Annotated in this window: 22 protein-coding genes; 15 read left to right on the forward strand and 7 right to left on the reverse strand. The window is 63.1% G+C overall.

Annotated elements, in window-relative coordinates; all coding sequences use genetic code 11:
• The first annotated feature begins 107 nt into the window (after positions 1-107).
• The 6 genes from NKH29_RS20775 to NKH29_RS20800 all read left to right on the forward strand — a co-directional run bounded on the left by NKH29_RS20775 (position 108) and on the right by NKH29_RS20800 (position 6,488).
• Positions 108-1,493: a M20/M25/M40 family metallo-hydrolase gene (locus tag NKH29_RS20775; RefSeq protein ID WP_352483602.1), complete on the forward strand. Its 1,386-nt coding sequence runs from the start codon at positions 108-110 to the stop codon at positions 1,491-1,493.
• Between the two features lie 103 nt (positions 1,494-1,596).
• Entirely contained in the window at positions 1,597-2,217 is a 621-nt protein-coding gene (locus NKH29_RS20780) for a ribonuclease D (protein WP_352816844.1), read from the forward strand.
• Between the two features lie 202 nt (positions 2,218-2,419).
• Positions 2,420-2,671, forward strand: a complete 252-nt coding sequence (locus tag NKH29_RS20785) for a hypothetical protein (protein ID WP_353000494.1) — start codon at positions 2,420-2,422, stop codon at positions 2,669-2,671.
• 338 nt (positions 2,672-3,009) lie between these two features.
• Complete coding sequence (locus NKH29_RS20790; RefSeq protein ID WP_353000496.1) at positions 3,010-5,262, forward strand: transglycosylase domain-containing protein; 2,253 nt, start codon at positions 3,010-3,012, stop codon at positions 5,260-5,262.
• Positions 5,263-5,334: 72 nt separating this feature from the next.
• Positions 5,335-5,649 (forward strand): hypothetical protein, encoded by a 315-nt coding sequence (locus tag NKH29_RS20795; RefSeq protein ID WP_352495497.1) that lies wholly within the window; start codon positions 5,335-5,337, stop codon positions 5,647-5,649.
• 86 nt (positions 5,650-5,735) lie between these two features.
• The gene (locus tag NKH29_RS20800; protein ID WP_023675240.1) at positions 5,736-6,488 is read left to right on the forward strand and encodes an SDR family NAD(P)-dependent oxidoreductase; all 753 of its coding nucleotides are present in this window, start codon (positions 5,736-5,738) and stop codon (positions 6,486-6,488) included.
• A 114-nt stretch (positions 6,489-6,602) separates the two neighbouring features.
• On the opposite strand, the gene NKH29_RS20805 is transcribed toward NKH29_RS20800, so the two are convergent.
• Positions 6,603-8,375: a cation:proton antiporter domain-containing protein gene (locus NKH29_RS20805; protein ID WP_352789318.1), complete on the reverse strand. Its 1,773-nt coding sequence runs from the start codon at positions 8,373-8,375 to the stop codon at positions 6,603-6,605.
• 451 nt (positions 8,376-8,826) lie between these two features.
• Here NKH29_RS20805 and NKH29_RS20810 point away from each other — a divergent pair, with 451 nt between their 5' ends.
• A complete protein-coding gene (locus NKH29_RS20810) occupies positions 8,827-9,324 on the forward strand; it encodes a GNAT family N-acetyltransferase (protein ID WP_023718935.1) in 498 nt (165 codons plus the stop codon).
• 420 nt (positions 9,325-9,744) lie between these two features.
• Here NKH29_RS20810 and NKH29_RS20815 read toward each other — a convergent pair whose 3' ends face one another.
• Complete coding sequence (locus NKH29_RS20815) at positions 9,745-10,194, reverse strand: baeRF12 domain-containing protein (protein ID WP_023718936.1); 450 nt, start codon at positions 10,192-10,194, stop codon at positions 9,745-9,747.
• A 441-nt stretch (positions 10,195-10,635) separates the two neighbouring features.
• Between NKH29_RS20815 and cysG the strand changes: the two genes are divergently transcribed.
• The 6 genes from cysG to NKH29_RS20845 all read left to right on the forward strand — a co-directional run bounded on the left by cysG (position 10,636) and on the right by NKH29_RS20845 (position 16,382).
• Positions 10,636-12,087: a siroheme synthase CysG gene (gene cysG / locus NKH29_RS20820; RefSeq protein WP_352592662.1), complete on the forward strand. Its 1,452-nt coding sequence runs from the start codon at positions 10,636-10,638 to the stop codon at positions 12,085-12,087.
• On the forward strand, positions 12,084-12,389 hold the full coding sequence (locus NKH29_RS20825; RefSeq protein ID WP_023718938.1) for a DUF2849 domain-containing protein: 306 nt from the start codon (positions 12,084-12,086) through the stop codon (positions 12,387-12,389). Before cysG ends, NKH29_RS20825 begins: the two co-directional genes overlap by 4 nt.
• 73 nt (positions 12,390-12,462) lie before the next feature.
• The gene (locus NKH29_RS20830) at positions 12,463-14,133 is read left to right on the forward strand and encodes a nitrite/sulfite reductase (RefSeq protein ID WP_023718939.1); all 1,671 of its coding nucleotides are present in this window, start codon (positions 12,463-12,465) and stop codon (positions 14,131-14,133) included.
• Positions 14,108-14,872: a phosphoadenylyl-sulfate reductase gene (locus tag NKH29_RS20835; protein ID WP_352816834.1), complete on the forward strand. Its 765-nt coding sequence runs from the start codon at positions 14,108-14,110 to the stop codon at positions 14,870-14,872. Before NKH29_RS20830 ends, NKH29_RS20835 begins: the two co-directional genes overlap by 26 nt.
• Before the next feature lie 215 nt (positions 14,873-15,087).
• Positions 15,088-15,624 carry a DUF934 domain-containing protein gene (locus NKH29_RS20840; RefSeq protein WP_023718941.1) on the forward strand — a complete coding sequence of 179 codons (537 nt, stop codon included), beginning with the start codon at positions 15,088-15,090 and terminating at the stop codon, positions 15,622-15,624.
• A gap of 137 nt (positions 15,625-15,761) precedes the next feature.
• On the forward strand, positions 15,762-16,382 hold the full coding sequence (locus tag NKH29_RS20845; RefSeq protein ID WP_353000498.1) for a DJ-1/PfpI family protein: 621 nt from the start codon (positions 15,762-15,764) through the stop codon (positions 16,380-16,382).
• Between the two features lie 146 nt (positions 16,383-16,528).
• Here NKH29_RS20845 and NKH29_RS20850 read toward each other — a convergent pair whose 3' ends face one another.
• Entirely contained in the window at positions 16,529-17,551 is a 1,023-nt protein-coding gene (locus tag NKH29_RS20850) for a fatty acid desaturase (protein WP_352483596.1), read from the reverse strand.
• A 121-nt stretch (positions 17,552-17,672) separates the two neighbouring features.
• Positions 17,673-17,876: a hypothetical protein gene (locus tag NKH29_RS20855; protein WP_353000499.1), complete on the reverse strand. Its 204-nt coding sequence runs from the start codon at positions 17,874-17,876 to the stop codon at positions 17,673-17,675.
• Positions 17,877-18,113: 237 nt separating this feature from the next.
• Between NKH29_RS20855 and grpE the strand changes: the two genes are divergently transcribed.
• Positions 18,114-18,749: a nucleotide exchange factor GrpE gene (gene grpE, locus NKH29_RS20860; protein ID WP_353000501.1), complete on the forward strand. Its 636-nt coding sequence runs from the start codon at positions 18,114-18,116 to the stop codon at positions 18,747-18,749.
• Positions 18,750-18,869: 120 nt separating this feature from the next.
• On the opposite strand, the gene NKH29_RS20865 is transcribed toward grpE, so the two are convergent.
• On the reverse strand, positions 18,870-19,649 hold the full coding sequence (locus NKH29_RS20865; RefSeq protein WP_352847375.1) for a cupin domain-containing protein: 780 nt from the start codon (positions 19,647-19,649) through the stop codon (positions 18,870-18,872).
• Between the two features lie 53 nt (positions 19,650-19,702).
• A complete protein-coding gene (locus NKH29_RS20870) occupies positions 19,703-20,353 on the reverse strand; it encodes a TetR/AcrR family transcriptional regulator (protein ID WP_352483594.1) in 651 nt (216 codons plus the stop codon).
• A gap of 76 nt (positions 20,354-20,429) precedes the next feature.
• On the opposite strand from NKH29_RS20870, the gene NKH29_RS20875 reads away from it, so the two are divergent.
• Positions 20,430-21,062, forward strand: coding sequence for a trimeric intracellular cation channel family protein (locus tag NKH29_RS20875; protein WP_023718946.1), 633 nt, complete (start codon positions 20,430-20,432; stop codon positions 21,060-21,062).
• A gap of 9 nt (positions 21,063-21,071) precedes the next feature.
• Here the strand turns inward: NKH29_RS20875 and olsB are convergent, their stop codons facing one another.
• Positions 21,072-21,947, reverse strand: a complete 876-nt coding sequence (gene olsB, locus NKH29_RS20880; protein WP_023675251.1) for a l-ornithine N(alpha)-acyltransferase — start codon at positions 21,945-21,947, stop codon at positions 21,072-21,074.
• Between the last annotated feature and the right edge of the window lie 125 nt (positions 21,948-22,072).

Raw genomic sequence — 22,072 nt, forward strand, 5'->3', positions numbered from 1 at the left:
GCATTTTTTTGCCTTTCGACCCGATCCTGCCCGTGGCCCAACGTTCGCGGGCTTTCCGTTTGGCCGCATGGGCTCTAGATTCGCCGCCAGAATCGAAAGGCCCGCCTATGTCCGCAGTTTCCCCTGTCCTCGACCGCCTCGACAAGAACTTCGACCAGAGCCTGGAACGCCTGTTCGGCCTGCTCAGTATCAAGTCGATCTCCACCGATCCGGACTACGCGGCCTACTGCCGCAAGGCCGCCGAATGGCTGGTCGCCGAGCTCAAGTTGATCGGCTTCGACGCCAGCGTGCGCGACACGCCAGGGCATCCCATGGTGGTGGCGCATCACGACGGGCCAGCCGGCGCGCCGCATCTGTTGTTTTACGGCCATTACGACGTGCAGCCGATCGATCCGATCGAGTTGTGGGAAAGCGACCCGTTCGCGCCGGCGGTCAAGGAGATCGAGCCCGGCCACAAGGTGATCACCGGCCGCGGCGCGGCCGACGACAAGGGTCAGCTGATGACCTTCGTCGAGGCCTGCCGCGCGTGGAAGCAGGTGCATGGCGGATTGCCGTGCCGAATCACGATCCTGTTCGAGGGCGAGGAGGAGTCCGGATCGCCGTCGCTGAAACCGTTTCTCGAGGCGAATGCGGACGAGCTCAAGGCCGATTTCGCGCTGGTCTGCGACACCGGCATGTGGGACCGCGATACGCCGTCGATCTGCGTCTCGCTGCGCGGGCTGGTCGGCGAGGAGATCACGGTGACGGCCGCCGACCGCGACCTGCATTCCGGGCTGTATGGCGGTGCGGCCGCCAATCCGATCCGCATCCTGGCAAAAATCCTGGCCGACATCCACGATGAGGATGGTCACGTCACCATTCCGGGTTTCTATGACGGCGTCGAGGAAACGCCCTCGCAGATATTGCAGTCGTGGCTGTCGCTGGGCGAGACCGCCGAGACCTTCCTCGGCCCGATCGGCCTGTCGATTCCGTCCGGCGAAAAGGGCCGCTCGGTGCTCGAACTGACCTGGGCGCGCCCGACGGCCGAGTTCAACGGCATCATCGGCGGCTATACCGGCAAGGGCTTCAAGACGGTGATCGCCGCGCAAGCCTCGGCAAAAGTCTCCTTCCGCCTCGTCCACAAACAGGATCCGGCAAAAATCCGCGCCGCCTTCCAGGCATTCGTCAGGCAGCGCGTTCCGGCCGACTGCTCGGTTGAATTCCATCCGCACGGCGCCTCGCCGGCGATCCAGCTTTCCTACGACTCGCCCTTTCTCGCCAAGGCCAAGCAGGCGCTGTCCGACGAGTGGCCGAAGCCGGCGGTGGTGACCGGCAGCGGCGGCTCGATCCCGGTGGTCGGCGATTTCCAGACCTATCTCGGCATGGAATCGCTGCTGGTCGGTTTCGGTCTTGACGACGACCGCATCCACTCGCCGAACGAGAAGTACGAGATGAGCTCTTTCCACAAGGGCCAGCGCTCCTGGGCGCGCATTCTCGAGGCGCTGACACGCTGAAATTGCGTCACAATCAACTTTGTGTTGATTTTTCACCGGATCACGGCAAGGACGGGCACGGCCCGTCGCGTATCGCTGCACGGGGCCGCGACCGGAGAAGACGATGAGCGACATACGTTTCCACAAAAACGATTTGCCCGGCCTGCTGCATTACGATGTCGGGGCGGTCGCTATCGACACCGAGACGCTCGGGCTGAACCCGCATCGCGACCGGCTCTGCGTCGTGCAGATCTCACCGGGCGACGGCTCGGCCGACGTCATCCAGATCGCGCCCGGCCAGAGGAAGGCGCCGAACCTCGTCAGCCTGCTGAAGAATCGCAGCATCACCAAGCTCTTCCACTACGGCCGCTTCGATCTCGCCGTACTCTACAACGCCTTTGGCGTCATGCCGGAGCCGGTGTTCTGCACCAAGATCGCGTCGCGGCTGACGCGCACCTACACCGACCGGCACGGGCTGAAGGACATCTGCTTCGAGCTTCTCGGGGTCGGCCTGTCGAAGGCGCAGCAATCCTCGGACTGGGCGGCCGAGACGCTGTCGCCCGAGCAGCTCGAATATGCCGCCTCCGATGTGCTCTACCTGCACCGGCTGCGCGACGTGCTGAGCGCGCGGCTGGCGCGCGACAACCGGACCAGGGAGGCCGATGCCTGCTTCCGCTTCCTGCCGACGCGTGCGAAACTCGACCTGATGGGCTGGGGTGAGGAGGATATCTTCGCCCACAGCTGATGGCCTTCATGATAATTCTACTCCGGCGGCCATCTGGCGCAGGTTTCTCCGCTTCCGGTGCTCACGGACCCAAATGTCCGCTGCGCTCCGGTTCTCGAAAACCACGCCATATGTCTCGCCGGAGCGAATTCTTACAAAGGCCATCGGCCAGGAACCGGGCGCTTGTCCCGGCGTTCCGTTCGCTTCACCGGGAGGAATGAAAATGGCTGCGCGAAAACCGATCGAGACGGCACCGAAGGACGGCTCCAAGGTCACCGTCTACTGGCAGGACAGCGACGGCGTGATGAACGAGAGCATCGCGCAATACCGTTCGCTCGACCGGCTGAAGGCGGCCGGCGGCGACTGGGACGAAAGCGACGCCGGCTGGTGGGCCTATACGGAGGGCCATACGCAAAAGAAGATCGAACCGATCAGCTGGCGGCCGGCCTCCGACGACCCGGACGCGGACGACTGAGGGTTGTCGCAACCGCCGACCTGAAGTGATTATTCTGAGGCGAAGCGTATTTTGTTCTTGCTTTGTGCCGGCAGCTATGCTACTAATTCCACTATGGTGCTCATTGGCGCCAACGACCCGCCCGCCGAGGCGGGTTTTTCGTTTTGGCTTTGGCTTTGGCTTTGGCTTTGGCTTTGGCTTTGGCTTTGGCTTTGGCTTTGGCGCTGTCGCGGGCCGCGCGTGCTTCGCAAGTGATTGAATACAGTTTACTTCGATTTTTCCCGACTTAACCCGCCCTTAAATCGCCGCATCTAGTCTTCAACCCGAACGCCATAGGCATGGGGAAGACAGCACAGCGCATGGCGAACCGGAAAGACAGCCGCATCGAGCCCAGCTTCGAGGCATCGCCGGGGGCGAGATCCTCGGCCGGTTTTTCGGTAAGCGAGGAGGACCGCGTCGTGCCGAGCAACCGAAAAGCCGCTGCAAAGCGCAAATCGTCCAAGGCCAAGCCGTCGCGTGGCGGGCGCGGCAAAGGCCGGCGCGGCGTGTTCGGTGTGCTTGGCCGGCTGTTCTACTGGTGCTTCGTGCTGGCCATCTGGGGCGGCATCGCCACTGCCGGCATCGTCGTCTATTACGGCGCGAAAATGCCGGCGGCCACCACCTGGGCCATTCCCGACCGCGCCCCCAACATCAAGATCGTCTCGGTCGACGGCCAGCTGCTTGGCAATCGCGGCATGAGCGGCGGCGAGGCCGTCGGCCTGCACGAAATGTCGCCCTATATTCCCGAAGCCGTCATCGCCATCGAAGACCGCCGCTTCTATTCGCATTTCGGCATCGACCCGATCGGCCTTTCCCGGGCAATGATGACCAATGTGCTCGGCGGGCATTTTTCGCAGGGCGGCTCGACGCTGACCCAGCAGCTGGCCAAGAACCTGTTCCTGACGCCGGACCGCACGCTGGAGCGCAAGGTGCAGGAAGTGCTTTTGGCGCTGTGGCTCGAGCACAAGCATACGAAGGACCAGATCCTCGAAATGTACCTCAACCGGGTCTATTTCGGCTCGGGCGCCTATGGCGTCGAAGCGGCCTCGCGCCGCTATTTCGGCAAGAGCGCGCGCGACGTCACGCTGTCGGAGGCGGCACTTCTCGCCGGTCTGCTCAAGGCGCCGTCGCGGCTGTCGCCGGCACGCGACCCAAAGGCGGCCGAGCAGCGCTCGCAGCTGGTGCTCGCCGCGATGCGCGACGAGGGCAAGATAAGCGCCAAGGAGATGACCACGGCGATGAGCGCGCCGGCGACACGCGCGCCGTCCTACTGGACCGGCTCGGAAAACTATGTCGCCGATACGATCATGGAAGAACTGCCCGACCTGATCGGCGACGTGCGCCGCGACATCGTCGTCGACACGACCGTCGATCTGACGCTGCAGAAGCTCGCCGAGCAATCGATCCGGAGGCTGATCGACCAGAGCGGCAAGAAGCTCAATGTCAGCCAGGGCGCGCTGGTGTCGATCGACAATTCCGGCGCGGTGCGCGCCATGGTCGGTGGCTATGATTATTCGACCAGCCAGTTCGACCGCGCCTCGGAAGCGCGCCGGCAGCCCGGTTCGGCGTTCAAGCCGTTCGTCTATATGGCGGCGCTGGAATCCGGCCGCACGCCGGACAGCGTGCGCAACGACGCGCCGATCAAGATCGGCAACTGGACGCCCGACAATTACGGCGGCAAATATTTCGGCAAGGTGACGCTGGCGACGGCGCTGGCAAAATCGCTGAACTCGGTGGCCGCGCAACTGACCATGGAAGTCGGGCCGAATGCGGTGGTCGAGGCGGCGCACCGCATGGGCATCCAGTCCGAGCTGACGGCCAACACATCGATCGCGCTCGGCACCTCGGAAGTGACGCCGCTGGAACTGACCTCGGCCTATGTTCCCTTCGCCAATGGCGGCTATAGGCCTGACATCCATTTCATCCGCCGCGTCACGACGAGCGACGGCAAGGTGCTCTACGAAAACAATGGCGGCGGTGCGCCGCGCGTCGTCAATCCCGATGTCGTCGGTATGATGAACTCGATGATGACAGGCACGGTCGAGATCGGCACGGCCAGGAAGGCGGCGTTCGCCTGGCCGGCGGCCGGCAAGACCGGCACCAGCCAGAATTCGCGCGATGCCTGGTTCATCGGCTATACCGCCAATCTGACCACCGGCGTCTGGTTCGGCAATGATGACGGCAGCGCGATGAAGAAGGTCACCGGCGGCGCACTGCCGGCGCAGGCCTGGCACGAGTTCATGGTCGCCGCGCATGAGGGCGTGCCGGTGCGGCCGCTGCCTGGAACGTGGAAGTCGACGCCACCCGACACCATCGTCCCGGATGACATACCGTCCGACACGGCGCCGCCGGCGCCGGTCGCTTCCGTTGGCCAATCGGCGCCGCCTGCGGCAGCTACCCAGTCGGCTTCGCGTCCAGTGCGTCCTGCCGAGACGGTCGATGTCGGCGGCCTGGCCATGCCGGGGGTCGACGGCGCCACCGGATCGATCAAGCACCCGGTGCCGCCCGGTAATGTCGGCGGCCCGGTCAAGAAGCGGCAGACCTCGATCCTCGATATTCTGACAGGCGGCTGACTTTGTCGTTGTTCGCGGCAAAAAACGTGCTCACCCTTAGATCGGCAAGGATTGACCGGAGAAGCTTGAGCAATGGAAGCCGTTGGTAGGTTTAACCGTCTGAGCTTTGAACAATGGTCGCTGCTGATTGCCATGACAGCAAGCGCTATCTTGTTCCGACAAGCACCCAACCTCAGAACTGATCCGGCATATCTTCTCGACGAGAGGATCGGCGGAATGGTAGGCGCTTTCGTTGCCGGGCTTCTCATACCGTATGGTCTGGCGTGGCTTTTTGGACGCTTGATGCGAAGAAATCGTATCGTGTTCTTGACTGTTCTTTGGGTGCTGGCGCTCCTCATGTTCGTCGTAAATCTCAAACTGCGCTACGAATGCCCCACCTGCTATTGAAGATATCGTCTGTCATTTGGCATCGGTCGGCACGGCCCTCGCCACCGTAACGATATTCGGGTAGATCACGTCACTGGAGACGCGACATGGCCGAAACCGACACCAGAAAAACCATCGTGCTGACCGGCGCCAGCCGCGGCATCGGCCATGCCACGGTCAAGCGCTTTTCACGTGAAGGCTGGCGCGTCATCACCTGCTCGCGCCAGGCCTTTGCCGAGGACTGCCCGTGGCCGGCCGGCCCGGAAGACCACATCAAGGTCGATCTCGCCGACCAGGAAGATGTCGGCATCGCCATCTCCGAGATCCGCCACCGGCTCGAGGCCCATGGCGGGCAGTTGCACGCGCTGGTCAACAATGCCGGCATCTCGCCGAAGCTCAAGGACGGCAACAGCCGCATGAACTCGATCGACACGCCGATGCATGTCTGGCGCGACGTCTTCCAGGTGAATTTCTTCGCGCCGATCATGCTGGCGCGGGGCCTGTTCAAGGAGCTGGCGTCAGCCAAGGGTTCGATCGTCAACGTCACCTCGATCGCCGGCACCCGCGTGCATCCTTTCGCCGGCACCGCCTACGCGACCTCGAAGGCGGCACTCGGCTCGCTGACGCGCGAGATGGCGCATGATTTCGGTCCGCACGGCATTCGCGTCAACGCCATTGCGCCGGGCGAGATCGACACCGCGATCCTGTCGCCGGGCACGGAAAAAATCGTCGAGACCATTCCGCTGAGGCGGCTCGGCACCACCGCGGAAGTCGCCGACATCATCTTCTTCCTGTGCTCGCAGCAGGCGTCCTACGTGACCGGCTCAGAAATCCACATCAACGGCGGCCAGCACGTTTGAGCGGTTGGTTTTGATCAATCGTTGACGCTGCCCCTCATCCCCCTGCCGGGACCTTCTCCCCGTGAAGAACGGGGAGAAGGGGCTTGACCGCTACGCTGGCGGGGCAGCGCAGGCTTAGGCTGCCGTGGGCGCTTTCGGTGCTGCCAAAACCTCCTCGACGATCCCGCGGGCGATCTCGCGTTCACCCATGATGACGGTGTCGGCACCAAGGCCCTTGAGGTGCTCGACCTCGGCATCGGAATGGGCGCGGGCGATGATCTCGATTGTCTGATTGGCGGCGCGGGCGCGCAGCACGACCTGCCCGGCCTCGAAGGCGTTGGGGATGGCCAGGATCAGCCGCTTCGCGCCCTCGGCATTGGATGCGGCGAACACGTCGCCATTCGCCGCGTTGCCGGCCACGGTTTCGACGCCTTCGGCCTTGAGCTTCGCCAACGTCTTGTCGGCATCCTCGATGACGAGGAAGGGCAGGGCGGCCTGCTTCAGCGACGCGCCGACGAGGCTGCCGACGCGGCCGTAGCCGATCAGGATGGTGTGGCCGGTCAGCCTCGTCCTGGGCGGCGGGCCATCCTCCTTCGCGGGCGCCGCGACCGAAGCCACCTGGCCGGGTTCGGTCGCCGGGCCGATCGGCCTTGCTTCGCCGGACGGCGCCGTCCTGCCGGCGCGTGCTTCCAGCCAGGGTTTCATCCGGTCGGCGGCAAGAAACATCAGCGGATTGAGGACGATCGACAGGATGGCGCCGGCGAGGATGAGGTCGCGGCCTTGTTCGGGCAGCAGTTTCAGCCCGACGCCGAGTTCGGCCAGGATGAACGAGAATTCGCCGATCTGGGCAAGGCTTGCCGAAATCATCAATGCCGTTGCGACCGGATAGCGGAAAACGACGACGATGACGAAGGCTGCCAGCGACTTGCCGATAACGATGATGGCCAGCGTCGCCAGGATCGGCCAGCCATTGCTGATCAGGCTGAACGGGTCGAACAGCATGCCGACCGAAACGAAGAACAGCACGGAAAAGGCGTCGCGCAGCGGCAGCGATTCCTCGGCCGCCCGATGGCTGAGCTCGGATTCGCTCATGATCATGCCGGCGAAGAAAGCGCCGAGAGCCAGCGACACGCCGAACAGCTTGGCCGCGCCGAAGGCGACGCCAAGCGCAATCGCAAGCACCGCCAGCCGGAACAGTTCGCGCGATCCGGTATGGGCGACGTAGTGCAGGATCCAGGGGATAAGCCGGCGGCCGACCACCAGCATGACCACGACAAAGGCCGCGACCTTGGCCAGTGTGATGCCGACGACGCCCCAGACGCCGTAGCTCGCCGGCAGCGACAGCAGACCGCCGGAGTGCACCCCCACCTGCTCCTGGCCGCCGAGCACGCCGGCCAATGCCGGCAAAAGCACCAGCGCCAGCACCATCGCCAGATCCTCGACGATCAGCCAGCCGACAGCGATGCGGCCACGCTCGGTCTCGATCAGCCGCCGCTCCTGCAGCGCGCGCAACAGCACCACGGTCGAGGCCACGGAAAGCGCCAGGCCGAAGACCAGCCCGGCGCCCATCGACCAGCCGAGCATCCAGGCGAGGCCGGCGCCAAGGGCTGTCGCGAAGCCGATCTGCACGATGGCGCCGGGCACGGCGATGGCGCGGACCGACAACAGGTCCTTCAGCGAGAAATGCAGGCCGACGCCGAACATCAGCAGGATGACGCCGATCTCGGCCAGTTCATTGGCGAGGCCGGCATCGGCAACGAAACCCGGCGTGTTCGGTCCAACCAGAACGCCGGCGATGAGATAGCCTACCAGCGGCGGCACGCGAAAACGGTTGGCAAGTGCGCCGAAGACGAAAGCCAGCCCCAGACCGGCAACGATGGTGGCGATAAGGGGCGTGTCATGCGGCATTGTCTATGGAGCGCCTTCAGGAATTGCCATGTCGGACGTGCGCCGCCCGAAAGCCGCCGCCTCGGCAGTATGGGGGCTCGGACAGTCGCGAGACAACCCGCAATCCCCATGAAATCGATGGCAAAGAAGCAAAAGGCAGAGAGCCGGTAAGCGTTGCCACCCGGCGCGGCCTGCTCTAGGCAGGCGATTGATACGGAAAAGGGCTTATCCCGTTCGCGCAGGCAGACGCTGCTAATTGTGCATTGATAGAACTGGGATTCATCCGTTAGCAGACCGAAGCGGTCCTCGGGATGGAAGATGGGTGCGACGCATCAGGCACGATTCGCCAACCCGTGTCCTGTCAGATCGTGGCAGCCTCCTACTGCGCCACAGGCGTTTTTGAAGCCGGGCGCTTGCGGATGAGACAATCTTCGACAAAGACTTTGGGAAAGCGGAGAACCTTGGAGGAAGTATGGTTGAAATCGCCAATACAGCCGCAGAGCACATTGAGAGTTTCCATGCGGCTCTCGACGTTGTCGCGCGGGAGCGAAAATACCTGACCATGCTTGAAGCGTTCCCGCTTCCTGAGACACGCGATTTCGTTTTGAATATGATTAAGCAGCGAAACCCGCATATCGTGGCGACGGAAGGAGACCGCGTTGTGGGATGGTGCGACATCACCCGCCATTTCTTTCCATCTCACGCTCATCGCGGAAGTTTAGCGATAGGAATCATACCCGATTATCGTGGACAAGGATTGGGCCGTCGCCTTATCACCGCCGCCTTAGAAAAGGCTCGGCAAGAAAACTTCGTTCGCGTTGAACTCTCGGTGCACGCCGATAATAGCCGGGCCATAACGCTGTATGAGAAAACTGGTTTCGTTACGGAAGGTGTCCTCAGGCGTAGCGTTTGCATTGATGGTCGCTATGTCGACACCATCTGCATGGCCGTGATGCTCGACGGTCAATGACGATGCTGGCGCATCCCGACCGACAGTACGTTTTGTCGCCGTGATCCGGCCCCCGGTCAGCTTTGAACCGATTGGAACGTGGCGAAGGAGGCCCATTTCGACATCTTCCGGAGCGAGGCTTGGAGGGTGAACGTGCCGCCTTGTGTTTCTCTCCTCACCCTTGCGTCGGGGTGGGAGGGCGGAACGCTGCCCCTCATCCGCCTACCGGCACCTTCTCCCCGTAAGTGACAGGGAGAAGGGGCTTGGACGCAACGCTGGCAACCCCCTCTCCCCGTCTTTCACGGGGGGCCGAAGGACGGGCGAGACAAGCGGCTCGCCCCGGAATGGGTAAGGGTGAGGGGCAGCACAAACCTGATGCGATTGCCCTGGGCTGCTTCAGCCTCACGATCAATAAGGAATGTACGCACCGCCGATGCCCGATCAGGTCGCCTGCAGCAGGCTCTCGATATCGGGTATGCTGTGGTTGGTCAGCGTCTTTGGAATTTCGGCCGTTATCTTGTCGGTGACCTCCTTGTGCAGTTTCCGGCGCATGTCGCCCAGCACTGGCGGCGGTGCGATCAGCACGATCTCCTTGAAGGTGCCGCGATGCGCGAGCTTGTAGAGCCGGTCGGCAATCTCGTCGGCAAAACGCTCCTTGCCGAGGCGGTGCCAATCGGTGTCCTCGACCGCACTGCGGTGGACGGAAGGGCCGTCGCTGTAGCGGCCGGGGCGGTCCGTGCCTTGCTCTCGGGTTGCCGGATTTTCCTGCTCCATCTCGTGCACGACCTGAAGGTCGGGATATTGGACGTCTCCACGGTTCTCGAGGAACAGCGCCTTTTCGCCATCTGCCACCACGATCCACAGTCCGCGTTTCAGTCTGACGTTGCTCATGGGGCGCTCCTTTTTGATTTTTCAAGCCCATAGCCGGGCCTTTGCCGCAGGGGCATGACCGGGCTTGGCCCTATAGAGCAAACGCGTGCCGAGGCGTGAATGTTCCGGTACTCGGACCCGGTATCTCCGACAGGAGCCGGCGAGAGCGCCAGGCTGTCTTTGATGGCTCGGCTGGCATGCGGCGGCTTTAATCTACTAAATTGGTAGAAATTGGAAAAATCTGTTTTGTGGCTGGCTCGGCAAGCCGCTAGAAAGGCAGCGGATCAAGGGCCGCAACAGCAGCTTCAATCCGCTCCGCATCTGAATGTGGAATATTTTTCTCTTGGCCGTTATGCTTGCAGAAAAGAGATTGCCTGCTACGAAGCGATGCGCGAGTGGGTGCCTTCTGGTTTTTCGCGCCCCCGCGTAGAACTGGCAAACGGTTCCAGGATTCCGCTCGTCATGCCGCAAGCCAAGCCTAAGCTCAATGCCTTTCCCGTCTTCATGCGGGTCGAGGGCGAAGCCGTCGCCATCGTCGGCGGCGGCGAGGAAGCGCTGGCCAAGGCGCGGCTGCTCGCTCAGTCGAGCGCTGTGCTGCGCATCGTCAGCGATGCCGCAAGCGCCGATCTGCTGGCCTGCATCGCCGAGACGGGCGCCACCCACATTGCCGACGCCTATAATGCAGCACATCTCAATGGTGCGGTGATGGTGTTTGCCGCCAGCGGCGATGAGGCGCTCGACCGCCGCGTTGCCGGGGATGCGCGCCGGCTGGGCATTCCGGTCAATGCCGTCGACCGGCCGGAGCTCTGCGATTTCTTCACGCCGGCACTGGTCAACCGCGCGCCGGTCGCCATTGCCATCGGCACGGAAGGTGCCGGCCCGGTGCTTGCGCAGATGCTGCGCAGCCGCATCGACCGCATGCTGTCGCCCTCGCTCGGGCCGCTCGCGGCACTTGCCGCGTCGTTTCGCGGCGCCGCCGAAAAGCTGCTGCCGAAGGGCAATGCCCGCCGCCGCTTCTGGAGCGATTTCTTTGGCGGCGCGCCGGCCCGTGCCGTGGAGGCCGGCGAGCTTTCGCAGGCGCATGATGCCGCCGTCGGCCTGTTGCTTTCGAACGAACCGGCATCGGGCCATATCGCGCTTGTAGGCGCCGGTCCCGGCGCCGAGGACCTTTTGACGCTGCGCGCCCATCGCCTGCTGATGGAAGCCGACGTGATCGTCCATGACGCGCTGGTGCCGGAGGCCATCGTCGCCATGGGCCGCCGCGATGCCGAACGCCTGCCGGTCGGCAAGCGCAAGGGCTGCCATTCCAAGAGCCAGGCCGAGATCAATGCGCTGCTGGTCGAGCTTGGCCACGCCGGCAAGCGCGTCGTGCGGCTGAAGTCCGGCGACCCGCTGGTGTTCGGCCGGGCCGGCGAGGAGATGGCGGCACTTCGCGATGCCGGCGTCGCCTACGAAGTGGTTCCGGGCGTCACCGCGGCCTTCGCCGCCGCCGCCGATTTCGAACTGCCGCTGACGCTGCGCGGCGTGTCGTCGTCGATGGTGTTCACCACCGGCCACGACCTCAAGGGAAATTCGCTGCCCGATTGGGCAAAGCTCGCCATTTCGGGCGCGACGGTCGCCGTCTATATGGGGCGCTCGGTCGCCGCCGAGGTCGCCGGCCGGCTGATCGAAGCCGGCCTGTCGCCGGACACGGCCGTCGCCGTGGTCGAGAATGCCAGTCTTGCCAACCGCCGCCGTTTCCACGGCACGCTCGCCGACCTGCCGTCGCTGGAGGCGCGCGCCGACCTCAGCGGCCCGGTGATGACGATCATCGGCGACGCCGTCGCCGGCGCCAATTTCGAACGGTCCGAGCCGCTGGCCGCACACAGGCAGGACAGCGTGGCCCGTGCTGCCGCGGAAGGAGTGAACCAATGAAAGTGCTGACCGCGAACCGTCTCGCCGACGGCATAGCCGTCTGGTACGCCAATGGCGGCTGGGCCGAGATCATCGACCATGCCGACATCGCCCATGACAAGGCGGCCGAGGACCGGCTGGAGGCGATCGGCGCCAAGGCCTCCGCCGACAACGAGGTGGTCGACGTCAATCTGATCGACGTGACTGTGGTCAACGGCACTGTCGAGGCGGTCCGGCTGCGCGAAAAGATCCGTGCCGCCGGCCCGACCACCCGCCACGATCTGGGCAAGCAGGCCCGTCCGCAGGCCGCACGCGCGGCATAGATGACACAAGCATGATCCCGATCGTGCTCGAACGAAGAAAATAACGGGCGGACGCGCCCGGAAAGACCTGAAAATGTACCGTTACGATGAGTTCGACCACGATTTCGTCAAGGCCCGCGTCGCCGAGTTCAGCGACCAGGTCGCACGGCGGCTTGCCGGCGAGATCACCGAGGACCAGTTCCGGCCGCTTCGGCTGATGAACGGCGTCTATCTACAGCTGCATGCCTATATGCTGCGCATCGCCGTGCCCTACGGCACGCTGAACAGCAAGCAACTGCGTATGCTCGGCCACATCGCACGCAAATACGACAAGGGTTATGGGCATTTCACGACCCGCCAGAACATCCAGTTCAACTGGCCGGCGTTGTCGGACATCCCGGCGATCCTGGCGGACCTGGCAAGCGTCGAGATGCACGCCATCCAGACCAGTGGCAACTGCATTCGCAACGTCACCGCCGACCACTTCGCCGGCGCCGCCGCCGACGAGGTTGCCGATCCGCGCCCCTATGCCGAAATCCTGCGGCAATGGTCGTCGGTGCATCCGGAGTTTTCGTTCCTGCCGCGAAAATTCAAGATCGCGGTGACCGGCGCCGAGCGCGACCGCGCCGCCATCCAGACGCATGACATCGGCCTGCATCTGAAGAAGAACGCCGCCGGCGAGCTTGGTTTCGCCGTCTATGTCGGCGGCGGCCAGGGCCGCACGCCGATGGTGGCCAAGAAGATCCGCGACTTCCTGCCCGAAGCGGATCTGTTGTCCTACTGCACGGCGATCCTGCGCGTTTACAACCTCTACGGCCGTCGCGACAACAAGTTCAAGGCGCGCATCAAGATCCTGGTCCACGAGACCGGCGTCGAGGAGATCACCCGCCAGGTCGAGGCCGAATGGCAGGAGTTGAAGGACGCCGAGCTGAGGCTGCCGGAAGAAGACATCCGCGCCATCGACGCCTATTTCGCGCCGCCGGCGCTTGTCGATCGGCCGGAAGGCGACGAGGCGGTCAAGCTTGCCCGGCTCGACTCGAAGAGCTTTTCCGAATGGCTGGACCAGAATGTGGTCACCCATCGCCATCCCGACTACGCGGCGGTGACCATCTCGCTCAAGGGCATTGGCGAGACGCCCGGCGACGCCTCCGACAGCCAGATGGAAGCGGTCGCAGACATTGCCGAAAAATATTCCTTCGACGAGCTGCGCGTCAGTCACGAGCAGAACCTGATCCTGCCGCATGTCGCGCGTGCCGACCTCAAGGCGGTCTATGACGCGCTTGTCGATATCGGGCTGGCGACGGCCAATTCCAACCTGATCAGCGACATCATCTCCTGCCCCGGCCTCGATTATTGCGCGCTGGCGACAGCGCGTTCGATTCCCGTGGCACAGGAAATCTCGCGGCGCTTCGCCTCGCTGGAGCGCCAGCGCGAGATCGGCGAATTGAAGCTGAAGATTTCCGGGTGCATCAATGCCTGCGGCCATCACCATGTCGGCCATATCGGCATCCTCGGCGTCGAGAAGAAAGGCGCCGAGCTCTACCAGGTGACGCTCGGCGGCTCGGCCGACGAGAACACCTCGGTCGGCGAGATCATCGGCCGCGGCTTCAGTTCGGAAGAGATCACCGATGCCATCGAGCAGATCGTCGAGACCTATCTCGGGCTTCGGCTGGACAGAAACGAAAGATTTATCGACGCCTACCGCCGTGTCGGTCCCGCGCCGTTCAAGGAGGCGCTCTATGCTGGCGAAACCAAGGCCGCTTGACCGGATCATCGACGTCGAGGCCGGCATCGCCGCCGAAGCGGCGGGTCTCGACGCGCTCTATGGCCATCTAAAGCCGCTGGAGATTATCGAGCGGTCGGCCCGGGAATTCTTTCACGGCGAAATCGCCGCCGTCTCGTCCTTCGGCGCGGATTCGGCGGTGCTGCTGCACATGATCGCGGAGTTCGACCGCACGCTGCCGGTGATCTTTCTCGACACCGGCAAGCATTTCGAGGAAACGCTCGGCTATCGTGACGCGCTGGTCGCCGATTTCGGGTTGACCGATATCCGGGTGATCAGGCCCGACGATGCGGCGCTGGCAAGGATCGACCCGACCGGCAATCTGAACGAGACCGATACCGACGCCTGCTGCGACGTGCGCAAGGTCGAGCCGCTGGCGCGCGGCGTCGAGCCGTTCCGCGCCTGGTTCACCGGACGCAAGCGCTTCCAGGCCGCGACCCGGGCAGCGCTTCCGGTGTTCGAGGCGGTCGGCTCGCGCATCCGCATCAATCCGCTGGCGCACTGGACGACATCAGACCAGGCCAGCTACATGCGCGCACATGCGCTGCGTGAAAACCCGCTCGTCGCCTATGGCTATCTGTCGATCGGCTGTTTCCCTTGCACGCAGCCGGTGCAGCCGGGCGACGACGCGCGCAGTGGCCGCTGGGCCGGGCACGCCAAGACCGAATGCGGCATCCATTTGTCGGGGCTGGAGAAGTCGCTGACCGATGCCTCACTTTAGGATATATTGATATTCAGGGGATGCCGGCCTGCAAACGGCGGCTTCCTGCGCTTCCGGCGCTCACGTACCCAAAAGTACGCTCCGCTCCGGTTCTCGGAAGCCACGCAGTTTGGTCGCTTCGCGCCCGCCTTCGGCTCCGGCTCGGCCTGACCTGAATCTCAACACCCCCTGAGGTGTTTTGCACTTTAGAACCTTGTGGACTTGGGAATTTCTTGATGAGCGAATTGATAGCGGAAAACGCCACCCGGCTGTGGACGCCGAATGGTTTTTGCGAGGACGAGTGGGTTCATGCCGAAAGCGCCGAGGCGCTGGTCGGCAATGGCCGCTTCATCCTGCCGCTGCAGGCGTTTCTCGGCCTCGATCGGGAGGTGCGGCGGTCGGCGAAGGAACGCATCGGCGTGCTGCTGCAGCCCGGCGATCAGCTCGAGAAGATCGCCGGCCTGCTCGACCAGCTGTCGCTGGTGGCGCTGGCCTTCCCGGCGTTCAATGACGGCCGCTCGTTCTCCAAGGGCGAATTGCTGCGCAGCCGTTACCATTTCACCGGCGCCATGCGCGCCACCGGGCAGGTGCTTATCGACCAGCTGCCGCACATGCTGCGCCTCGGCTTCGACGAATTCGAGATCTCGCACCCGGTGCTGCTGAAGCGGCTCGAGCAAGGCCGCACCGGCGGACTGCCGCTGTTCTACCAGCCGGCGGTGAAGCCGGAGGCCAAAGGCCCGAAATATTCCTGGCGGCGGGTGCGCGCCAGCTGATCTGCTCCAGGGGACCAGAAGCACGATCTGGTCGGACCACATTGCCGATTCGATCTTTTATTTTGCCCGTCCCCGTCTTAGGATAGGTCCATTATTTTGCGATCCGAATAAATGTGGCCACAAGGGAGGAACCGGGTATGGCTGGCAAGAAGATATTGACGCTCGTTGGCGAGTTCAGCGAGGAATACGAGATTTTCGTCTTTGAACAGGCCATGCATGCGGTGGGCCATACGGTCCATGTCGTTTGCCCCGACAAGAAGGCCGGCGACATCCTGAAGACCTCGTTGCACGACTTCGAAGGCCACCAGACCTATACGGAAAAGCTCGGCCACGACTACATCCTCAACAAGACGTTTTCCGAGGTCAACCCGGCCGAATACGACGCCGTCTACGCGGCGGGCGGGCGCGGGCCGGAATATATCCGCATCGACAAGCGCGTGCAGGCGCTGGTGCGGCATTTCCATGAGGCCGGCAAGCCGATCTTCACCATCTGCCACGGCGTGCAGATCCTGATCGCGGTCGACGGCGTGGTGCGCGGCAGGGAAGTCGCGGCGCTGCAATATTGCGAGCCGGAAGTCACGCTGGCCGGGGGCATCTATATCGATGTTGCGCCGACCGGTGCCCATGTCGACGGCAATCTGGTGTCGGCCAAGGGCTGGCCGGGCCTTGCCGCCTTCATGCGCGAATGTCTGAAAGTGCTGGGCACCGAGATTCGCCAGGGAGAGATCCTGATGCGCGACCAACGCCAGGCGGCTTAAGCTCGGAATTTGGAGCCGCCGCGCCCCTAATGCATGTCGCGCAAAAGTGTGCAGCGGTTTTGCGATAACGGCATGCATAAACAAGAACTTAAAGCGCGTCGCATGAGGCCGGTCGAGCGCGACGCGCTTTAGGTGCGGCGGTGCGTCTACACGGCCATCCGCGCTTCGCGGAACGAGACCAGCTTGCTGCGGCTCTCGTCCCATAGCGCCAGCTTGACGCAGCGCAGGCTGTCGAGAAGCGTGACGCGGCCGATCTCACGCAACTCCGGATAGTCCCTCAGCACTTCCGGAAGCCGGTAACACGGCACTTTGGCCGAGAGGTGGTGCACATGGTGGACGCCGATATTGCCGGTGATCCAGTTCAGAACCGGCGGCAGGTCGTAATAGGACGAGCCGTGCAGGGCAGCGTGCTGGAATTCCCACTCGGAGTCCTTTGTCCACTCCGTTTCCTCGAACTGATGCTGGACGTAGAACAGCCAGATGCCGGCCGATCCGGCGAGAATGACGATCGGCAGATGCACGACCAGGAACGCGCCGGGGCCGACGAACCAGATGAGCAGAGCGGCGATGACGGCGATGGCGAGGTTGGTGGACATCGACGACACCCAAGGGGTGAGGCCGCCCCGCATCATGCCCAAGGGCAGTCTCTGCTCGAAAATGAAAATCCATATCGGACCAAGGCCAAACATCACCAGCGGATGGCGATAGAGGCGATAGGCGAGCCGGCGCCGCCACGACAGTTGCCGGTATTCGGCGACGGTCAGTGTCTTGATGTCGCCGGTGCCGCGCTCGTCGAGATTGCCGGCGCTGGCGTGATGGGTTGCGTGGGCGCGGCGCCAGCAATCGTAGGGCGTCAGCGTCAGCACGCCAAGGACGCGGCCGATCCAGTCGTCGGCATAGCGATTGGCAAAGAAGGAGCCGTGACCGCAATCGTGCTGGATCATGAAGATTCGCACCAGAAAGCCGGCGGCCGGAAGGATGAGGACCAGACCCCACCAATGGCCATAGGCATAGGCGGCCGAGGACAGCGCCCATAACGTGGCGAAAGGGATGAGGGTGATGGCGAGTTCGACAGCGCTGCGACGTCTGTCGGGCTTTTTATAGCGCGACAGGATTTTCAACCAGGCGCGCTTGCTGTTTGCCACAGCTTCGGGGGAAATCATGTTCATCATGAAACATAGGCGGAGCAGGGCGCTGCCGCAAGACGGAGATCACGCAAAGTTACTGCGCGTAAATGTCGCGCGATGGCAACCGGCCACAATTGCCGGTCGCGTCCCTGGCAACGGCGCGCTACCGACGGCGCCCGCCTGCGACCACCCTGGCTTCCACGCCGTCCAGGCGGTCGAGCAATTCCTTCAGACGGTCGGGAATATCGGACTCGGTGCGGAAGGCCGGCAAGGTGCGCAGAAAGCGCTTGGTCGCTTCGGTGCCGAGCTGGCGCCGGATATCGGCGGCGAGCCCGTTGCGTTTTTCGCCGTTCCTGCGGGGCATCATCTCAAAATCCTGTGTCGGCTTCGAAACTCTTCCAAGGGAGGAATGGTTCCCGCATTGTAGTAGCCTGGCAAGCAAAGCCGGCGGTTACGGTAAAGTTTGAATTAAAATCGAAAGGTTTGCGCCGTCCGCCATCAAGCCGCAACAGCGGCTGCAGTATCGCTTGCCCCTTGATTTTTGGCCGCTAAACCTCGATATCGGGCGCAAATCCACACCATTTGAAAATGACGGGAAACCGCGATGAGCGACCAGGCAAAAGACGAACGCGCGCCCGATGAAGCCGAGAAGACCGAGGCTGCCGCGGAGCCAAGGGAAGGCGGCGTCGACGGCGACTATGAAGCGCTTGTGCGGCTTCTGAAGGAAAACGAAGAGCTGAAGGATCGCGCGCTGCGCGTGGCGGCCGACATGGAGAATTTGCGCCGCCGCACCGCCCGAGACGTCCACGATGCGCGCGCCTATGCGGTCGCCAATTTTGCCCGCGACATGCTGTCGGTATCAGACAATCTGCGCCGTGCGCTGGATGCCATCCCGGAGGAGGCCAAGGCGTCGGGTGATGCCGGCTTCAAGGCGCTGATCGACGGCGTCGAGCTCACCGAGCGCGCCATGCTGTCGGCGCTGGAGCGCCACGGCGTGAAGAAGCTCGAGCCCGAGGGGGAGAAATTCGATCCGAATTTCCACCAGGCGATGTTCGAGGTGCCCAATCCCGACGTGCCGGCCAACACGGTCGTCCAGGTCGTGCAGCCCGGCTATTCGATCGGCGAGCGCGTGCTGCGGCCGGCCATGGTCGGCGTCGCCAAGGGCGGCCCCAAGCATGTGGCAAGCGAAGCGCCGGTGGAGCCGGGGCCGGTGAACGAGCAGGCTGAGAAGGATGCGTGAACTGGGAGTAGGGCTCCGTTAGCCAGCAACCGCCACCAAAGCGTGAGGGATGATCGACCGCCCCCAACCTATCCGATTTTCAGGGCGATCAAACAGTTCGCCGTGCAGGCTTTCCTGCCCTCAGCTCAGCAGTTCACAGCCATAGCGGCGGACCACGTCGGGGAATGTCTCCATGTCCGGCATTCCTTCGCCGTCCGGAGGAATGCGCCTGTCGGCGGTGGGCACACTGGTCGCCCTCAGAAGTTCCTCGAAACCGCCAGGCGTGAAGAAGAACAGCATCCGGGCCGGCCCACGCTTGACCGTATAGCGGTGCGGCACATCGCGTGGCCCAAAGAGAAACGAACCGGGTCCAGCCATAATCGCCTTACCGCCGATCTCGAACTCGATCTCGCCTTCCATCACCAGGAATGACTCGTCCTCGCGATGGTGCACATGCAGCGGCGCCTCACCTTCGCTCTCGAGCACTTCGATCAGCGTGAACTGGCCCGCGGTCTGGACCGCTGTCGCCTTGATCACCGCTAGCGAGCCAAGCCACCAGCGCGCCTCTCCTTCCAAGGCGTGACTGCAAAAGGCGTGGGGAGTGCTCCTGCCAGCTTCGCCGCCAGCCACGGCCGCCACAGAATGGTAGCCGACCTTGATCGAGGCGGAATTCACCATCGAGCAATAGTTTTTGATGCCGGGCAGGGAGGACCAGACCTCGCCAGCCGCCTTGGCGCTGTCCATGTCCGCCCATTCGAATATCTCCGTCCAGCCGCCTGCGGATTTGAGCAGGCGACGGTTGAGGAAACCCTTGAGCTTTCGCACCTCGTCATTCACTTCATCCCTAGTCTGCAGGAACATCTGCTCGGTGAATCCGGGCTTCAATGCAAATTCAGTGATTTCAACGACATTCGTGTCCATGACTTCCTCCCTTTGCCATCTGACCTTTGTTTCGCCTCCCGCATTCTGTTCGCTCAAGACGTGCTCGTCCGGCCTCTGCCTTTGAGCCAGCAGAGCGCCATTGTCGTTGCCGTTTCGACGGCGAGGTCCACCGTCATGCCGCGTATCCGCATGGCGTTGAACGTCGGAAAGTCGAATAGAAAGCTGATTGCCTGCACGACATCATCGCCCGGACCGTCGTGCGCCAGTGCCTCACGCACGAATCCGGCCACCATGTGTCGCAGGTATTCCTCCCATTCCCGCATGGCCGGAAGCTCGCGCTCGCGCAGGTCGCTTTCGAGATGCCGTCCGCCACGTTGGTAGAAGGCGAACAGCTCGTTGGCGACCCGGCGTAGCCGTTCTTCAGGATCGGTCGCGTCGCCGATTATCTCCGTCACTGCTTCGGGCGACGGAGGACGCAGGCGCTCCATCAGCAATTCGCCGCACGCCGGCACCAGGTCATCCAGAGTAGGAAAATGCTTGTAGACGGTGCCAACGGCGACATCGGCTTCCGTAGCGATATCCTTCCAAGTCGTGCCAAAGATGCCGTTCTGGGTGTGCAGCTTGATTGTCGCGTCGAGAATGCGCTGCCTCGTCTTGGCGAAGGCGGCAGTCCGGGAAGCCATGCTGTAGCGGCGAGGGGACATAGACGTCCACCCAAATAATTGAATGAATAATTCAATCATTTAAATTTATCTGGAGTCAATCCAGATTCGCAGGAGCCACTCGCTATTCCCCACTCGGTATTTCATTATTCCCTCCATGAACCCGATCGAGCTTCTCGACTATGCCGGCGTCGCCGTCTTCGCGGCGACCGGTGCGCTGGCCGCCTCGCGCAAACAGCTCGACATTATCGGTTACCTGTTTCTGGCTAGCGTTGCCGGCATCGGGGGCGGAACGTTTCGCGACGTCATCCTCAACGTGCCCGTGTTCTGGGTGGGAAACCGCGACTATGTGCTAATCTGTGCGGCGGTGGCGGTCGTCGTCTTCTTCAGCGCACATCGTTTCGAGTCGCGCTACAAATTGCTGCTCTGGCTCGACGCCATAGGTCTTGCCGCATTTTCGGTGATTGGCGCGGCCAAGGGGCTGACGATCACCGGGTCACCTGCAGTTTCGATCGTCACCGGCATGCTCACCGCAACCCTTGGCGGCATTCTGCGCGATCTGTTGACAGGCGAGCCTTCGGTGCTCCTGAGACCGGAAATCTACGTTACCGCAGCGCTTGCCGGCGCCGGCCTCTACACACTTGGCGATTTCGCCGGACTGCCGCCGCTTGCGTCGGGCCTGGCAGGTTTCATGGCGGCTTTCTGCGTACGCGGCGGCGCGCTGAAATTCGGCTGGGCCTTTCCGTCCTACAAAAGCAAGCCTGGCCGGCGTCCGGAAGATATTCCCTGATTTAAGGTGTCAGGCTGCAAACCGCTGCGCTTCCCCGCCATAATAATTGACGTAGCGGGCACCGATCTCCTTGACCGGCATCACCACGAACACGTCGACCGTCGAGAATTCACGGTCGATGACGCAACCGTCGCCGATGCGCGCGCCGACGCGCAGATAGCCCTTGACCAGCGGCGGCATCGCGGCGATCGCCGCCTTGGTGTTAACGGCTTCGATCGGCATCAGATCCATCGAACAATAGCGCCCGGCGACGGCACGCACGTCCCACGATGAATTCGTCCGGCAGTGGTGGGCAAGATAGGTCAGCGCCTCTGCATGTGCCGCCGGCACGGTGCCGTGGAACGACGCGCAGCCGGTCATCACGCCAATGCCGTAATGATTGATATAGGCCCAGATGCCTTGCCACAGCGCCTCGATGGTGCGCTTGGAGCGGTATTCCGGCAGAACGCAGGAGCGGCCGAGCTCGAGGAAGCGCTGGCCGGGATGTCGCGCGATCAGCTTGGTCAACTCGAATTCGCCTTCGGAATAGAAGCCGCCCGCCGCCGCGGCAATCTCCTGCCGCAGCAGGCGGTAGGTGCCGACGATGCGGCGATGCTCGGGACCGGAAAGCGAAGTATCGAAGACCAGCAGATGGTCGCAGAGGGGATCGAAGCGGTCGGCATCGCGGCGGTCCTGCATCTGGAACAGGTCCTTCCTGGCACCAAGCTCGTCGTAGAACACCCGGTAGCGCACTTCCTGCGCGGCGGCGATCTCGGCCTCGTTGCGGGCGAGCCGCACTTCGAGATTGCCGATGCGGCCGAGCGATGCGCCTTTTATGACGGCATCGGCGTTCCGGCCGACGAGCAAAGGCCCGCTGGCGTTCGGCCGAGCATCACATTCCGGCATGACTGTATGCACGAGTGATTCTCCTTCGAGCCATCCCTCTTGGCACGGGGATACGGTGTAGGTGCAACAGGATTGTGACAGTACCGTGATACGGCTCTGCGGGCAATACTTCGTCGGCTGGGTAA

Origin of the sequence: Mesorhizobium sp. M1295 (assembly GCF_040318135.1) — a bacterium.
Taxonomy (GTDB): Bacteria; Pseudomonadota; Alphaproteobacteria; order Rhizobiales; family Rhizobiaceae; genus Mesorhizobium.

Bases quoted from the DNA above. Each gene is read 5' to 3' on its own strand.
- NKH29_RS20775 (WP_352483602.1), top strand. From the start codon at position 108: ATGTCCGCAGTTTCCCCTGTCCTCGACCGCCTCGACAAGAACTTCGAC.
- NKH29_RS20780 (WP_352816844.1), top strand. From the start codon at position 1,597: ATGAGCGACATACGTTTCCACAAAAACGATTTGCCCGGCCTGCTGCAT.
- NKH29_RS20785 (WP_353000494.1), top strand. From the start codon at position 2,420: ATGGCTGCGCGAAAACCGATCGAGACGGCACCGAAGGACGGCTCCAAG.
- NKH29_RS20790 (WP_353000496.1), top strand. From the start codon at position 3,010: ATGGCGAACCGGAAAGACAGCCGCATCGAGCCCAGCTTCGAGGCATCG.
- NKH29_RS20795 (WP_352495497.1), top strand. From the start codon at position 5,335: ATGGAAGCCGTTGGTAGGTTTAACCGTCTGAGCTTTGAACAATGGTCG.
- NKH29_RS20800 (WP_023675240.1), top strand. From the start codon at position 5,736: ATGGCCGAAACCGACACCAGAAAAACCATCGTGCTGACCGGCGCCAGC.
- NKH29_RS20805 (WP_352789318.1), bottom strand. From the start codon at position 8,375: ATGCCGCATGACACGCCCCTTATCGCCACCATCGTTGCCGGTCTGGGG.
- NKH29_RS20810 (WP_023718935.1), top strand. From the start codon at position 8,827: ATGGTTGAAATCGCCAATACAGCCGCAGAGCACATTGAGAGTTTCCAT.
- NKH29_RS20815 (WP_023718936.1), bottom strand. From the start codon at position 10,194: ATGAGCAACGTCAGACTGAAACGCGGACTGTGGATCGTGGTGGCAGAT.
- cysG (WP_352592662.1), top strand. From the start codon at position 10,636: ATGCCGCAAGCCAAGCCTAAGCTCAATGCCTTTCCCGTCTTCATGCGG.
- NKH29_RS20825 (WP_023718938.1), top strand. From the start codon at position 12,084: ATGAAAGTGCTGACCGCGAACCGTCTCGCCGACGGCATAGCCGTCTGG.
- NKH29_RS20830 (WP_023718939.1), top strand. From the start codon at position 12,463: ATGTACCGTTACGATGAGTTCGACCACGATTTCGTCAAGGCCCGCGTC.
- NKH29_RS20835 (WP_352816834.1), top strand. From the start codon at position 14,108: ATGCTGGCGAAACCAAGGCCGCTTGACCGGATCATCGACGTCGAGGCC.
- NKH29_RS20840 (WP_023718941.1), top strand. From the start codon at position 15,088: ATGAGCGAATTGATAGCGGAAAACGCCACCCGGCTGTGGACGCCGAAT.
- NKH29_RS20845 (WP_353000498.1), top strand. From the start codon at position 15,762: ATGGCTGGCAAGAAGATATTGACGCTCGTTGGCGAGTTCAGCGAGGAA.
- NKH29_RS20850 (WP_352483596.1), bottom strand. From the start codon at position 17,551: ATGAACATGATTTCCCCCGAAGCTGTGGCAAACAGCAAGCGCGCCTGG.
- NKH29_RS20855 (WP_353000499.1), bottom strand. From the start codon at position 17,876: ATGATGCCCCGCAGGAACGGCGAAAAACGCAACGGGCTCGCCGCCGAT.
- grpE (WP_353000501.1), top strand. From the start codon at position 18,114: ATGAGCGACCAGGCAAAAGACGAACGCGCGCCCGATGAAGCCGAGAAG.
- NKH29_RS20865 (WP_352847375.1), bottom strand. From the start codon at position 19,649: ATGGACACGAATGTCGTTGAAATCACTGAATTTGCATTGAAGCCCGGA.
- NKH29_RS20870 (WP_352483594.1), bottom strand. From the start codon at position 20,353: ATGATTGAATTATTCATTCAATTATTTGGGTGGACGTCTATGTCCCCT.
- NKH29_RS20875 (WP_023718946.1), top strand. From the start codon at position 20,430: ATGAACCCGATCGAGCTTCTCGACTATGCCGGCGTCGCCGTCTTCGCG.
- olsB (WP_023675251.1), bottom strand. From the start codon at position 21,947: ATGCCGGAATGTGATGCTCGGCCGAACGCCAGCGGGCCTTTGCTCGTC.